We start from the raw sequence: 14,410 nt of genomic DNA on the forward strand, positions 1-14,410 counted from the left end.
CTGTGTGATGGCTCACAAAAGGAGAGAAAATGTCTAAACCCAACATTTTAATTCTAGGTGCAGGCGGTGTGGCGCAGGTGGTCGCGCACAAGGTGGCAGAGTATCGTGAGTATTTTGGCGACATTCACCTTGCCAGTCGCAGCATTCATAAATGCACCGCCATCACTGATGATGTGGCGACTAAGCGGGGTGTATCCATACACACTCATGCGATAGATGCATTGGATACGGAGGTATTGATAGAATTCATGCGCTCGATAGATGCTAATATCGTGATTAATGTTGGTTCGACATTCATTAATCAAAGTGTGCTAAAGGCCTGTATCGCGGTGGGCGCAGACTACCTAGATACCGCGATTCACGAAGATCCTGCCAAAATTTGTGAGACGCCGCCGTGGTACGAGAATTATGAATGGAAGCATAAAGACGCCTGTGAGCAAGCGGGCATCACCGCCATCTTGGGTGTTGGATTCGACCCTGGCGTAGTGAATAGCTACGCGCGCCTTGGGGTTGATTATTTTGATAAAGGAACAACGACCGATATTGACATCATCGACATCAATGCTGGCAACCACGGCAGATATTTTGCGACGAATTTCGACCCTGAGATTAACTTTAGAGAATTTACAGGCAGGGTTTATACTTGGCAGAATAATGCTTGGCAGACCAATCAGATGTTTGAGGTCAAGCGCACCGATGATCTGCCTGTGGTCGGCATCCAGAACAGTTATCTAACAGGGCATGATGAGATTCACTCATTGCATAAGAACCTAGACGTGCCGAACATTCGTTTTTGGATGGGATTTAGCGATCATTATATCAATGTCTTTACCGTGTTAAAGAATCTAGGCTTGCTGTCAGAGCAGTCTGTGACGACAGCAGAGGGCTTAGAAGTTGTCCCGCTAAAAGTCGTCAAGGCAGTACTGCCAGACCCAAGCTCACTTGCGCCAAATTACACCGGCAAAACCTGCATCGGCAATAAGATGCGTGGCAAAAAAGACGGCGTGGAAAGTGAGATTTTTATTTATAACGTTGTCGATCATCAAGAGGCCTATGCGGAGGTTGGTAGTCAGGGCATCTCGTACACCGCAGGTGTGCCGCCAGTTGCAGCTGCCATTTTGATTGCCAAAGGCTTATGGCGCACACGCAAAATGGTCAATGTCGAAGAGCTTGATCCACGTCCATTTATTAATCTTTTGAACACCATGGGGCTGGTGACGCGCATTGTCGATGATGGCGGTGATCGCTTACTTGAATTTGATGGGGTGTGATGGGCGCAGGAAAATCGTTTCATAAAAAAGGTGCTTTATGTTAGAATAAAAAGTTATCCTAATAAATAATACATTATCATGCGTATCCGTAAACTTTTTAAATTTGAAAACGCCCACATCGTCCGCAACTGCACGTCCGACCGTTGCAGTCGCTCCATCCATGGGCATAGCTATCAGGTCGAACTTATCCTAGAAGCCCATGCCCTTGATAACGGGCAAATGGCCTATGATTTTGGGCTATTAAAGTCGCACATTAAGGACTTGATTGACAGTTTTGATCACGCAATTACCTTTTGGGATAAGGACGATGGCGATTATATCCGTGCGTGCAAGGACTTTTCGGCTCGTTGGATAAGCCTGCCTGTGTCGCCGTCTGCCGAGCAGTTTAGCCGTGTGATTTTTTATTGGGCGGACAAAGTCATGCAAAACACCACCACTCAAAATGGCGAAACAGACGTATCAGTCTATTCGGTCATCGTCCACGAGACCGCCACAGGGTACGCCCAGTGCTTTCGTGAAGATGTTGAAAGCGAACGCATGGGCAAATTGTCGCTTGATATGTTTGAATTTAGCGAGCAAGTCAAAGCCGAGTGGGGCGATAGTGAGCTGTTTGATAAGCTAAAACGTGGCGAGAAATTTGTCAATCCAAAGCCGTTAAGACAGGTTGAAGTATGACAATCATCTTAAAAGACGAAACCGACACCCAGCGCCTTGCCAACGCCCTTGCCAAAACCAACCCCGCAGGCAGTTTGTGGCTATCGGGCGATTTGGGGGTGGGCAAGACGACCTTTACCCGTTATCTTTTGCGTGCATTGGGACATACAGGGGCGGTAAAAAGCCCAACTTATACCTTAGTTGAGCCGTACAATATCAAGGGTAAGCCTGTGTACCATGCCGACCTATATCGGCTAAATGACCCAGAAGAGCTGGATTTTATTGGTTTTTTTGAATATTTTGACGAGACAGATTCGCTGATTATCATTGAATGGGCAAGCCGTGCCGAGACTGTCTTGCCAAAGCCTGATATAACGATAAACATCACAAGAAAAGCCGATGAAAGGCGGGTGGTAGAGATTACTGGGGTGGATTTGGATTTGTCATGAATTTACATTATAAATCCCTGCCTGATAACACTGTCCTATCGCTTATCGCTCCAACGGCAAGCGGTAAGACTGATTTGGCGTGCCGTCTGTATGAGACAGGGCGGTTTGAGCTGATTTCAGTGGACAGCGCGTTGATTTATCAGGACATGAACATCGGCACGGCAAAACCGACCGATGACGAGCTTGCTCGTTTTCCGCATCATCTCGTTAATATCATCAAGCCCACCGAAACTTATAATGTCGCAACTTTTGTGGCGGACGTGGAGCGACTGATTACAGGCATTCACGCACGGGGTAAGATTCCGCTACTTGTGGGTGGTACGATGATGTATTATATGGCACTCCTGGACGGCCTGTCCGCCGTGCCTGACACCGACCCTGCCATTCGTGGGCAGGTCATGGCGTGGCTGTCTGACAAAGGCATTGGCGAGCTGTACGTCTATCTACAAACGCACGACCCCAAGATTTGTGAACGTCTAAAAATCTCTGACACCCAGCGTATCACAAGGGCGGTGGAAGTGCATATGCAAACAGGCACGCCCATGAGCGCATGGCAAGATACGCCCAAAGTCGCCCCTTGCCATAATACACGTCAGCATTGGCTGACCCTATCGGTTGAGCCTGAGCGTGCGTGGTTACATGAGCGTATCGCCAAACGCCTTGGTATTATGTGGGAGCAGGGCTTGGTGGATGAAGTGATTTATATTTTGCAAAAATACCCCGATTTAACGCCTGACATGCCGTCCATGCGGTGCGTGGGCTATCGACAGGTATTGGAATTTTTGGCGAAAATCAATCACAAAGCCATGCAAGTGAACCCTGCAATGGCAGAGTTTAGCGACAAAGTGCGTTCTAAGATGACTGATAAAGATAGATTGTTTTTTGATCAAGGGGTGAATTTGGATGAGTGTTCACCTTTTTTGGTTAATAAATCGACAGATTTGACAATAAATTTACAAAAACAACAGCCAAATCTCTTACAAATGGCTTGTCAAGATATGAAAAATAAGGCATTATATGCAACAAGACAGTTAGCAAAACGCCAATCAACTTGGCAGCGTAGCCTTGCTCGTCTGAATGTTTCATCGCATGATGCGGTGATTATACCATTTTCTAGCATACAACAAGTAGAAAAGCAGTTATTATAAAATCCAATCCTGCTTACGCATTGCATATTTGCATTATTTACTTTCGTTCGGAGAATTTTTATGTCAAAAGGGCAAAGTTTACAAGATCCATTTTTGAATGCGCTGCGCAAAGATCGCATTCCTGTGTCGATTTTTTTGGTTAATGGCATAAAGCTACAAGGACAAATTGAGTCTTTTGACCAATATGTAGTACTTCTAAAAAACACCGTCAGTCAAATGGTTTATAAGCATGCCATCTCGACGGTGGTGCCAACGCGTAACCCGCGTACAGACGGCGCACCTGCTTCTGGCTCACCGACAGGATACCCAAATGCCCCGATCGGTGTGATGTCATCGAGCAGCTATCAATCGGGCTCTATGTCTGGTGGCATGAATCCAGGTTTTGACCGTGGTATGAATCAGGGCTTTGAGCGTCAAGGTGGCTTTAACAATCGTCCTGCTGGTGGTTTTACACGCACGCCGCCCGCTGATGGTTTTGGCTCTCGCGGTGGATTTGATCGCGGCGGCTATCCACAAGGCGGCGGCATGAATCAAGGCTTTGACCGCGGTATGAATAATACAGGTTTTGATCGCAGCTTCGATAGAGCGGCATTTGATGAGCGCGGCTTTGATGGCAAAAACTTTGAAAAGAAAGAAAACCGCAATCTAGATCGCGGTGGATTCAATGATAAAGGATTTGATGCCAAATTTGGCAACGAAGGTGATGACAAATTCAATGGCTAAATGATAATTCACAAAAACCGCATGGCAAATCATGCGGTTTTTTTTGTTTTTCCATACTGGTCTTTGTGATAAGATAGCTGATTTTTTTATTGTCGGTTGGTTGATTATGAATTTTGAAAATATCAAGCAAGCATGGTTTTCGAATGTGCGAGGCGATGTGCTATCTGGCTTGGTGGTGGCGCTTGCACTCATTCCAGAGGCGATCGCCTTTTCGATCATTGCAGGCGTTGATCCTAAAGTTGGGCTTTATGCGTCGTTTTGTATTGCGGTGGTGATTAGTTTTGTCGGTGGTCGTCCTGCCATGATATCGGCAGCGACGGGCGCGATGGCACTTGTCATGGTGAGTCTAGTGCGATATCATGGTTTGCAATATTTATTGGCAGCGACATTACTAACCGGTGTGATTCAACTCGTTGCGGGATTTTTCAAGGTGGGATATTTGATGAAGTTCGTCGCCCGAGCTGTGGTGGTGGGCTTTGTGAATGCTTTGGCGATTTTGATTTTTATGGCGCAGTTGCCTGAGTTTTTGAATGTCACTTGGCATACTTATGCGCTTGTCGCAGCAGGCCTTGGTATTATTTATCTGTTCCCATACCTACCTAAGATTGGCAAGATTATCCCATCACCTCTGGTAACGATCGTGACTTTGACGGCTGTTACGGCAATATTGGGTATTGATGTGCGAACAGTTGGTGACATGGGCGCGCTGCCTGATACATTGCCTGTGTTTTTGCTGCCTGACATTCCATTGAATCTTGAGACGCTTTTGATTATCTTACCTTATTCTGTGAGTCTGGCGGCGGTGGGCTTGCTTGAGTCTTTGATGACGGCGACCATCGTTGATGAGATGACTGAGACGGACAGTGATAAGAATCGCGAAAGCAAAGGTCAGGGCATTGCGAATATTGTCAGTGGTCTGTTTGGTGGTATGGCGGGCTGTGCGATGATTGGGCAGTCGGTGATTAATGTTAAATCAGGCGGTCGCACGCGCCTATCGACATTGCTGGCGGGTATAATTCTACTGATTATGGTGGTGTTTTTGAGTGATTTGATTTCAATCATCCCCATGCCTGCGCTTGTCGCTGTGATGATTATGGTGGCGATCGGTACGTTTAACTGGCAATCCATCAAGGAGCTAAAGACGCATCCGCTTGGGTTTAATGTGGTGATGCTGGCAACAGTTGCGATCGTTGTATATACGCATAATTTGGCGCTGGGTGTGGGCGCTGGTGTGCTGCTGTCTGCATTGTTCTTTGCCAATAAGATTGGTAGATTCATGACGGTGCAAAGCCTGCCGACAGGTCGTGATGACAGTTTGGCTTATGGCGTCCTTGGGCAAGTGTTTTTTGCGTCTGCGGATCGCTTTATGGATCAATTTGAATTCCACCCACAAGTTAGGTCAGTCAGCATCGATGTCAGTCATGCGCACTTTTGGGACGTGACGGCGATATCAGCACTTGATAAAGTGGTGTTAAAATATCGTAAAATGGGTGCAGATGTGGAAGTATTCGGGCTAAATGAAGCCAGTCAGACGCTGGTTGATAAATTTGGTCAGCATGATAAGACCGAAGACGTGGATGTGATCTTTAAGCACTAAACATCTAATTATTTAAAACCATCTTGTCGGATGGTTTTTTTATTTAAAGTGGCCATTCGATGGGCAGCTACTTTAACAGCCAGACGCCAACGCGTTTGTGCCAAGATGCAGCGGGGTCTTTATGGTAGGTTGTTTAAGATGTGCTCATCAGCAGCCTGCGCCATCTCTGGGCTGTTGATGATGCCCATCTCGTTATTATGAATGGCGGAACGTGGGTCTAGATTGTACGAACCCACGAACATATATCGACCATCAACGGTAAAAGTTTTGGCGTGAAGGCTTGAGCCACTACCGCCACGATAGATACTTGCCAGACCTTGTTTTTTCTTTTGGGTGATGGGTGCGGCATCGGGCTTTAGTTCAAATAGCTTGATATCTGCCTTTAGTAGCGGTTTTCGGTATTTGGCGTAGCCACTATGCACAGCAGCGACATCATTCGCCGCCAGTGAATTGGTGAGAATATGAATGGATGTGCCTGATTTTGCAATATCGACAAGCAGCTTTTGACCGTATTTGGTCGGGACGAAATAATGCAATAAACAGTACGCCGCATAATAGATAGGCAATGATCATGATGGTCCGCCAAAAGGTTACTAGGATTATAAAATAATCGCAAATTTTTTAAAAGTGAATTTAAGATACATACATCAAAATACGCCAAATCCTTGGTATGTGCTCTATGTAACGCTTGTGTTGATTTTACGCAACTTTTGGTTTTTTACTTGATTTTGTCATACTAAACCCTTATATTACAATGAACAGTTAAACACTGTTGTAACATCATTCATCATTAATTTATAAGGAATACCGTTATGGCATTTGTATTACCAGAATTAGGCTATGCATACGACGCTCTAGAGCCACATTTCGATAAAGAAACCATGGAAATCCACCACAGCAAACACCACCAAGCTTATGTAAATAACGCCAATGCTGCGCTAGAAGGCACTGAGTGGGCGGATAAATCTGCTGAAGAAGTAATCGCAAATCTTGACAGGATTCCTGCTGACAAGCAAACCGCAGTCCGCAACAACGCAGGCGGTCATGCGAACCACAGCCTATTTTGGACCATCTTAAAAACTGGCACAGAGCTTAGCGGTTCACTAAAAGAAGCCATCGAGCGTGATTTTGGTTCTGTAGATGCGTTCAAAGAAGAATTCGAAAAAGCAGCGCAAACTCGCTTCGGTTCAGGCTGGGCATGGTTGGTTAAGCAGGGTGATAAGCTGGCTGTTGTCTCTACTGCTAACCAAGATAGTCCATTGATGGGCAAATCAGTAGCAGGCTGCGAAGGTCAACCGATCATCGGTCTTGACGTTTGGGAGCATGCTTACTACCTAAAATACCAAAACAAACGCCCAGACTACATTAAGGCATTCTGGAACGTGGTAAACTGGGATGAAGCACAAAAACGCTTTGAGGCGCTATAATCATTAAGTTGATTCCAAATAAAAAAACGGCTAGTAAATCTGGCCGTTTTTTTGTATTTGACGAATTATTCATTGTCCGATAAAGGGGTTTGAAGTCGTGGACGATTTGGGCTGATTTTATTCAGCAGGATTTCACTGATGGGCAGAACCTCATCACAGATCATGCCTGCGATCATCTCACCGCATAGTGGCGCGAAAGTAAAACCCTTTGATCCCATGCCATACATCGCATAGACGCCACCTTCAACCTGTCCGACGATGGGGTGGTAGTCAGGTGTTTGCGCGCGAATGCTGGCACGCCCAGATAGGCGATCAGGAGATGGATTTAGATGCTTAGAAATCGTTGGCAGTCCTTGGGAGAATTTATCAATATTAAATTGGTGTTCTTCATTATTAACGTCCGTATCTGTACAATTACGCACAAAGCTGGCACCCATCAAGAAATAATTCTCATCATCATTGAATTTGGCGCAGTAGCCATCGTATTTGATCGGCTGATTTGGCAGCTTGGAGTTAGTATCATCATCAATGGCTAGCCATGAGACTTGACCGCGAATTTTACGTGGGTTAAACAGCTTGTCATGCAGTAGATGGCTTTCATAACCTGATGCGATGATGACGCCATCGGCAAAATGAGTATTGTCGCTTGCGTCTAATATCACGTCGCTATCGGCACCAGCTATCTTTGTGATTATCTCTTGTTTAAATGAGATGAGCGGATGGGATAGGATGGCTGTAGCAAGGTTCTTGGGATGGATGAGACCTGCCTTTGGCACGAGGGTATGGATTTTCTGATTTGGATAGACTGATGTGATCTCATGGATGAGTTCGTCAGGGTAAGGACTGATCAGCGCTTGTAGCTTGTCCGTGCTTTTTTGGGTGGGTAATAAAAAATCCATCACGCCCGACTGCACGAAGACATCGCCATGTTTATTTAATGCTTGATAAAACCGCTCGGCATATAAGAATGAAACCGTGGATAGATGCTCCTTGGCGTGTTCGATGAGTGAGAGCTTGGGGGCGAACAGCGCTCTGGGATTTGCCGATGCACCTGTTGGTGGTGTGTTCTTATCAAAAATAGTCACCTGAATACCGCGTCTGGCAAGTGCCAAAGCGGCACACAGCCCTGATACACCTGCGCCAATGATGGCGATGTGATTGTGAATTTGCTTAGGTTTACCGTCTTGACAGGATAATTTACCTGTCAGCATTTCGCGCTTACGACCAAATCCTTGGCGCTTAGTCATCTCAAAGCCGGCAGCTTGCAACCCACGTCTGACAAAGCCTGCTGCGGTGAATGTCGCGAGCGTCGCACCTGAATTAGACAGCTGACTGATGGCGCTAAACAGCTCATCTGACCATAGGTCACTATTCTTGCTGGGAGCAAAGCCATCTAAGAACCACGCATCAACCATCAAGGTAGGCTTATTCTGTACACATCGAGATTGAATTAAGTGGTCAAAGCTCTCTTGGGCATCACCTAGCCACAGATCAAGAGTAATGTCATCTTGAATGTGAATGCGATGACAGCCTGGCAGGGGTAGCGGGTATTGATGGATGAACTGATCGATGAAGTGTTGAATTTGTTTATCATCTTGCCATGCTAAAAGAGCGGTGCGCAAATCATCTTGGCTTAGGGGGAACTTTTCAGTACTAATGAAATGCAGTCTGGCACTGGCATTTAGTTGTTGATTTTGTTTTAAGGTTATCCAGAATTTGCACAATGCCAAGAAGTTTAGCCCTGTGCCAAATCCAGTCTCGGCGACGACAAAGGTCTGCCTGTCGCCAAGGTTGGCCAGTCTATCGGTAAGGTCATTGCCTTCGATGAATACATAATGACTTTCGTGTATTCCACCTGCATGCGAAAAATACACGTCATCAAATGCGTGCGAGACTGGCACGGTGTTGCCCAGATGGTCAGTTTGCCATGTGATGTCGGCAACACTCAGCGTGTTAGTCATTGCTGTCTTTGGGCAGTGCTTGGATGAAAGGCTTAACATCGACGTGACTGTAAACGCCACTGTGTAGGTATGGTTCATCGCCCGCCCATGTGCGCGCTTGTTCGATGTCGTCAAAATGCGCGATGATCAGGCTGCCACTCATGGCAGGTTCACCGTGATTGATGGGTGTAGGACCTGCGATAACGAGGCGGTTCTGAGCGTGTAGGGCAGTCAGTCGCTCTAAGTGAGCAGGGCGAATCTCGGCACGCTTGGCGGTGCTGTCGGCGACGTCATGACCGATGATGGCGAATAATGGCATGGTGTATTCCTTGTGTGATTGATGTTGTGATAAAAGTTATTATTTAGTAGTTGTTTCTTCAAATTTAAAATGCTTACGCAGCACGACAAACATACCCACCATAAAGCTCATCATGACAATAATATCACCAAAAGCGGTAAATTCACCCCAGTACTCGCCGTTCATTAATACAAAGGCAAAAAAGGCGTGTAGGCTTGCCATAAGCGTGAATAGCCCAACCCATGCCCAGTTCAATTTCATCCAGCCCTGAGCGGTTAAATTTAATACAGGGTCTAGCAGCTTACGAATGATTGGCTGGCGTGCTTTATTAAATAATGGCGAGATGGCAAGACCTAGGGCGAAGGCAAGATTAATCAATATCGCCTTTAAGCGGATGTAATAATCGTCACTAAGCGCAAGGGTTAGCCCACCAAAGACGACAGTCATCAGCAGAACGAACCATTGTTGTTTTTCTAGGCGGAATTTTTGACTAAAAAACAAATAACCATAAATGATAGTCGTCGCAAGTATGAGCCCAAGTGTACCTACCAAGATGTGATTATTATCCACACCACCAGACAGCCCAAAGATTGACAACAGGGGGTGGTTGGCGTCTGTCTTATCCGTGTTCTTATAAAGAACATAAAAGATGATGAGCGGTAGGAAGTCGAGTAGGGATTTCATGAGTTTAACTGTTTTATTTAAACGTCATATTTTACATGGTTTTGGCCGAAAAATCAGCCTTTAGTTGCTGGTTTCGCCGTAATTAAACCATCGAATCTAAAATAACAAATAAGCCCAAATCAATTGGGCTTATTTATCGTTCATTAGCTTCTTAGTGTCTTATCGTTCGCATCAACGACCACACTCGGCTTTAAAGGCATAAGTGGGGCGACTAGGGCGACTTTTAGGACTTCGTCAATGGTCTCAACCGCTTGAATGGTCAAGCCTTCTTTGACGTTGTCAGGAATGTCGGCAAGGTCAGGTTCATTGGATTTGGGGATAAGCACGTGCTTGATACCGCCACGATGTGCGGCAAGTAGTTTTTCTTTTAGACCGCCAATTTTTAGCACCTTACCACGCAAAGTAACTTCACCCGTCATGGCGATGTCGGCACGAATGGCAATGCCTGTAAAGGCGGACACCAAAGCGGTGGTCAGAGCAATACCTGCGGACGGACCGTCTTTTGGCGTGGCACCTTCGGGCATATGCACATGAATGTCGGTGTCTTTGAATTTGTCATAGCTGATGCCAAAGCGTTCGCCCCCAGCGCGCACCACGCTCATGGCGGCACGGATAGACTCTTTCATGACATCGCCAAGCGACCCTGTAAAAACAAGCTCGCCCTCGCCCTGCATGGTGGCGGTCTCAATGGTGAGTAGCTCACCGCCCACCGAAGTCCACGCAAGCCCTGTAATCCGCCCGATTTCAGGTTCTTTTTCGGCAAGTCCAAAGTCAAAGGGTTTAACGCCCAGATAGTCAGCGATGTTATCGTCCGTTACCGACAACGGCTCAATTTTCGTGCCTTTTTTGGGTTTAATGCCATAAGTCTCAACTTGCGAACGCACCGCTTTACGGCTGATTTTGTTAATCTCACGCTCCAAGTTACGCACGCCTGCTTCACGGGTATAGTGGCGGATAATGCTAAGAATGGCATCATCGGTAATGTCTAGCTCATCTTTACCAAGCCCATTTTGTTCTAGGGCTTTGGGGGTGAGATAGTTGTGAGCAATGTTCATTTTTTCGTCTTCGGTATAGCCGGGCAGACGAATGACTTCCATGCGGTCAAGCAGGGCAGGCGGTATGTTCATGCTGTTGGCAGTGCAGATAAACATCACCTCCGACAAATCCAAATCTAAGTCAAGATAATGGTCATTAAAGCTGTTGTTTTGAGACGGATCAAGCACTTCTAGCAGGGCAGACGCAGGGTCGCCACGATAGTCCTGTGCCATTTTGTCAATCTCATCAAGCAAAAACAGCGGATTTTTGACTTCTACTTTTGCCAAAGACTGCACGATTTTGCCGGGCATGGCTCCGATATAGGTGCGTCTATGCCCACGAATCTCAGCTTCATCACGCACACCGCCCAACGCCATACGCACAAACTTACGCCCTGTGGCACGAGCGATACTCTCGCCAAGCGACGTTTTACCAACCCCCGGCGGGCCTACTAGGCATAGGATAGGACCACGCAGTTTTTTGACGCGAGATTGTACCGCTAGGTACTCAACAATGCGGTCTTTAACATCATCTAGCCCATAGTGGTCTTTATCAAGAATATCTTTAGCTTTATTTAGGTCAATGGATACCTTGCTTGCTTTTTTCCATGGGGTGTCAAGTATCCACTCCACATAGCCGCGCACGACAGATGCCTCAGACGAGCTTGGGGGCATTTGCTTTAACTTTTTAAATTCGGTTTCGGCTTTTTTGCGAACATCATCAGGTAGGTTGGCTTCTTTTAGACGTTTTTCAAGTTCGCCATCTTCTTCGTCGGCGCCATCGTTTAGGTCAGAAAGCTCATTTTTGATGGCTTTCATTTTTTCGTTCAAGAAGTACTCGCGCTGATTATTTTCCATCTGTTTGCGTACAGTGTCTTGAAGCTCGTGCTCTAAGGTGCGCTCTGCTTTATTACTGGTGAAATATTCAGTCAGCGCGGTGTAGTACGCCATCATATCATCGCGCTCTAGGATGTTTTGTTTGTCCTCGAGCTTCATGGAGATGCGTGTGGCGATAAAATAAGTCAGCTCAAGAAAATCATCAATGCGACTGGCAACACGAATAATCTCACGCGCATTACGCAATGAGGTCTCAGCATAATCGGCAAAGAAATCAAGCAATACAGCACGATGCGCATCGCTCTCGTCATCACTCATCGGGCTCTTGACAGGCGCTTCGTGGAAGCGAGCGATGAATGTATCGGCATCAATGTCGTCGATTTTGGCGCGGTATAGACCTTCAATGAGGACTTTTAGGCAGCCATCATCATTGTCGTGTGGCATGGTGCTAATCACACGGCAAACTGTGCCGTACTCGTACAAGTTATCAATGTCCACCTCTTCGCTCAGAGAGTCTTTTTGAGAGACGACAAAAATCTTCTCGTCGTATTCATCTTGGGCAGTCTTAATGGCGGCCAGTGACTGCTCACGACCGACGAACAGGGCGATCTGCATGTGCGGATAGACCACGACATCGCGCACCGCCAATAATGGCAAAGTGTTTTCGTTTTCGTTGTCAGAAGTTAGGACTTCATCAGTCATGAAGTTCTCCTTAATATCGTTAGTTATCGTGCTTTGGTTTATGGTGGCGATATTTTAAAAATGCAAGCAAGTTGGTTAATTTTTACTAAAATGAAATCAAAAACTTCTCAGATTTATTGAGTTATCATGAGTTATATTTTTGCTATTTTGTTAGTTTTTGTAATTTGTCTAGACCAATATAATTGATAACTTATTGATTTTTATTATTTTTTAATTAATTTAAAAAATCAAAAATCCGCTATAATTAACGACTTTTCTTATTAGGAGTTAATCATGAATGCAGTATTGATTGCTGTTATTGTCATGGTCGGTCTGTCATTGGCACGCGTGCATGTCGTGCTAAGCTTAATCATCGGTGCGCTCGTTGGTGGTTTGATGGCAGGGCTTGGGGTGGCAGACAGCTTAAACGCCTTCCAAGAAGGCATCAAAAATGGCGCGCAAATCGCGCTTTCCTATGCGATCTTAGGTGCGTTCGCGATGGCAATCGCTCATTCAGGCGCACCAAAGTTGCTTGCGGACAGTCTGACTGCACGCCTAAATGGTGCTGGCACAACTGGTGCGGTGAAGTGGGCGTTATTTGGGATTATCCTTGTGATGGCGGTGTTTAGTCAGAACTTGATTCCTATTCACATTGCTTTTATTCCGCTGATTGTGCCGCCGCTGCTGTTGCTATTTAATGGCTTGCAGGTGGACAGACGATTGGCGGCGTGTATCATTACCTTTGGTCTGGTGAACACTTATATGTTCATCCCTTATGGTTTTGGTGATATCTTCTTAAACCAAATTATCCTAAAAAATGTCGGCGATGCAGGCATGGATACCACAGGCGTATCGATCATGCAGATCATGATGATTCCTGCTTTAGGTATGCTACTGGGTCTGCTGACGGCTATCTTTATTAGCTATCGTAAGCCAAGAGTTTATAAAAACATCCAAGTTCAAACCAGTCAAGAGCATGATAATACAGCATCTGATAAGCCAAGCACTTACCGTGCAGTGGTGGCGCTGATTGCCATTGTGATCGCGTTCGTGGCGCATCTATATACAGACTCGCTGCTAATTGGTTCGATGGCAGGCTTTGCGGTGTTCATGGCATCTGGTGTGGTCAAATGGCGTGAAGCGGATGGTGTGTTTAATGACGGCATCAAGATGATGGCGATGATTGGCTTTATCATGATTAGCGCGCAAGGCTTCGCCGAAGTGATGAAGGTGACAGGGCAGATCGATGCATTGGTGGCAGGTGCGATGGACATCTTTGGCGGTAATAAAGGTGTGGCAGCGCTCGTGATGCTGATCATTGGTCTTGTTGTGACTTTGGGGATTGGCTCGTCATTCTCTACTGTGCCGATTCTGGCGGCGATTTATGTGCCATTATGTATGGCGATGGGATTTAGCATGCCTGCGACTGTGGCGCTGATTGCGACAGCTGGCGTGCTTGGTGATGCTGGTTCTCCTGCTTCGGATTCAACACTGGGTCCGACCATGGGTCTTAACATCGATGGACAGCACGACCACATCAAAGACACGGTTATCCCGACTTTCGTGCATTATAATATTCCGCTGATCATTTTTGGCTGGATTGCGGCGATGGTATTGTGATGCCTTATGTTTATAATAAAAAGCGGATGTCATCATCCGCTTTTTTG

At 46.2% G+C, this 14,410-nt stretch carries 13 protein-coding genes; 8 read left to right on the forward strand and 5 right to left on the reverse strand.

From position 1 onward, the window contains the following. Positions 1–29 precede the first annotated feature (29 nt). The 6 genes from AAX10_RS04155 (at position 30) to AAX10_RS04180 (ending at position 5,842) form a co-directional block, all read left to right on the forward strand. The gene (locus tag AAX10_RS04155; protein WP_046699917.1) at positions 30–1,271 is read left to right on the forward strand and encodes a saccharopine dehydrogenase family protein; all 1,242 of its coding nucleotides are present in this window, start codon (positions 30–32) and stop codon (positions 1,269–1,271) included. Between the two features lie 78 nt (positions 1,272–1,349). Then, on the forward strand, positions 1,350–1,946 hold the full coding sequence (locus AAX10_RS04160; RefSeq protein ID WP_046698098.1) for a 6-pyruvoyl trahydropterin synthase family protein: 597 nt from the start codon (positions 1,350–1,352) through the stop codon (positions 1,944–1,946). After that, positions 1,943–2,374: a tRNA (adenosine(37)-N6)-threonylcarbamoyltransferase complex ATPase subunit type 1 TsaE gene (gene tsaE / locus AAX10_RS04165; protein ID WP_046699918.1), complete on the forward strand. Its 432-nt coding sequence runs from the start codon at positions 1,943–1,945 to the stop codon at positions 2,372–2,374. Before AAX10_RS04160 ends, tsaE begins: the two co-directional genes overlap by 4 nt. After that, entirely contained in the window at positions 2,371–3,522 is a 1,152-nt protein-coding gene (miaA, locus tag AAX10_RS04170) for a tRNA (adenosine(37)-N6)-dimethylallyltransferase MiaA (RefSeq protein WP_046699919.1), read from the forward strand. Before tsaE ends, miaA begins: the two co-directional genes overlap by 4 nt. 60 nt (positions 3,523–3,582) lie before the next feature. After that, positions 3,583–4,245, forward strand: a complete 663-nt coding sequence (hfq, locus tag AAX10_RS04175) for an RNA chaperone Hfq (protein ID WP_046698100.1) — start codon at positions 3,583–3,585, stop codon at positions 4,243–4,245. A gap of 106 nt (positions 4,246–4,351) precedes the next feature. Next, a complete protein-coding gene (locus AAX10_RS04180) occupies positions 4,352–5,842 on the forward strand; it encodes a SulP family inorganic anion transporter (RefSeq protein ID WP_046700606.1) in 1,491 nt (496 codons plus the stop codon). A gap of 119 nt (positions 5,843–5,961) precedes the next feature. Here AAX10_RS04180 and AAX10_RS04185 read toward each other — a convergent pair whose 3' ends face one another. Then, on the reverse strand, positions 5,962–6,378 hold the full coding sequence (locus tag AAX10_RS04185) for a phospholipase D-like domain-containing protein (RefSeq protein WP_226997819.1): 417 nt from the start codon (positions 6,376–6,378) through the stop codon (positions 5,962–5,964). Positions 6,379–6,654: 276 nt separating this feature from the next. Between AAX10_RS04185 and sodA the strand changes: the two genes are divergently transcribed. Further along, the gene (gene sodA, locus AAX10_RS04190; RefSeq protein WP_036362337.1) at positions 6,655–7,269 is read left to right on the forward strand and encodes a superoxide dismutase [Mn]; all 615 of its coding nucleotides are present in this window, start codon (positions 6,655–6,657) and stop codon (positions 7,267–7,269) included. A gap of 65 nt (positions 7,270–7,334) precedes the next feature. Here the strand turns inward: sodA and mnmC are convergent, their stop codons facing one another. The 4 genes from mnmC to lon all read right to left on the reverse strand — a co-directional run bounded on the left by mnmC (position 7,335) and on the right by lon (position 12,764). Next, on the reverse strand, positions 7,335–9,230 hold the full coding sequence (mnmC, locus tag AAX10_RS04195) for a bifunctional tRNA (5-methylaminomethyl-2-thiouridine)(34)-methyltransferase MnmC2/FAD-dependent 5-carboxymethylaminomethyl-2-thiouridine(34) oxidoreductase MnmC1 (protein ID WP_046699921.1): 1,896 nt from the start codon (positions 9,228–9,230) through the stop codon (positions 7,335–7,337). Further along, complete coding sequence (locus tag AAX10_RS04200; protein ID WP_036362343.1) at positions 9,223–9,528, reverse strand: YciI family protein; 306 nt, start codon at positions 9,526–9,528, stop codon at positions 9,223–9,225. The genes mnmC and AAX10_RS04200 overlap by 8 nt, the downstream gene beginning before the upstream one ends. A gap of 39 nt (positions 9,529–9,567) precedes the next feature. After that, entirely contained in the window at positions 9,568–10,191 is a 624-nt protein-coding gene (locus AAX10_RS04205; RefSeq protein WP_046699922.1) for a septation protein IspZ, read from the reverse strand. Positions 10,192–10,334: 143 nt separating this feature from the next. Continuing rightward, a complete protein-coding gene (gene lon, locus AAX10_RS04210) occupies positions 10,335–12,764 on the reverse strand; it encodes an endopeptidase La (RefSeq protein WP_046699923.1) in 2,430 nt (809 codons plus the stop codon). Between the two features lie 273 nt (positions 12,765–13,037). On the opposite strand from lon, the gene AAX10_RS04215 reads away from it, so the two are divergent. Then, entirely contained in the window at positions 13,038–14,363 is a 1,326-nt protein-coding gene (locus AAX10_RS04215; RefSeq protein WP_046699924.1) for a Na+/H+ antiporter family protein, read from the forward strand. The last annotated feature ends 47 nt before the right edge of the window (positions 14,364–14,410 follow it).

The organism is Moraxella bovoculi (assembly GCF_000988745.2).
In the GTDB taxonomy this organism is placed as follows: domain Bacteria; phylum Pseudomonadota; class Gammaproteobacteria; order Pseudomonadales; family Moraxellaceae; genus Moraxella; species Moraxella bovoculi.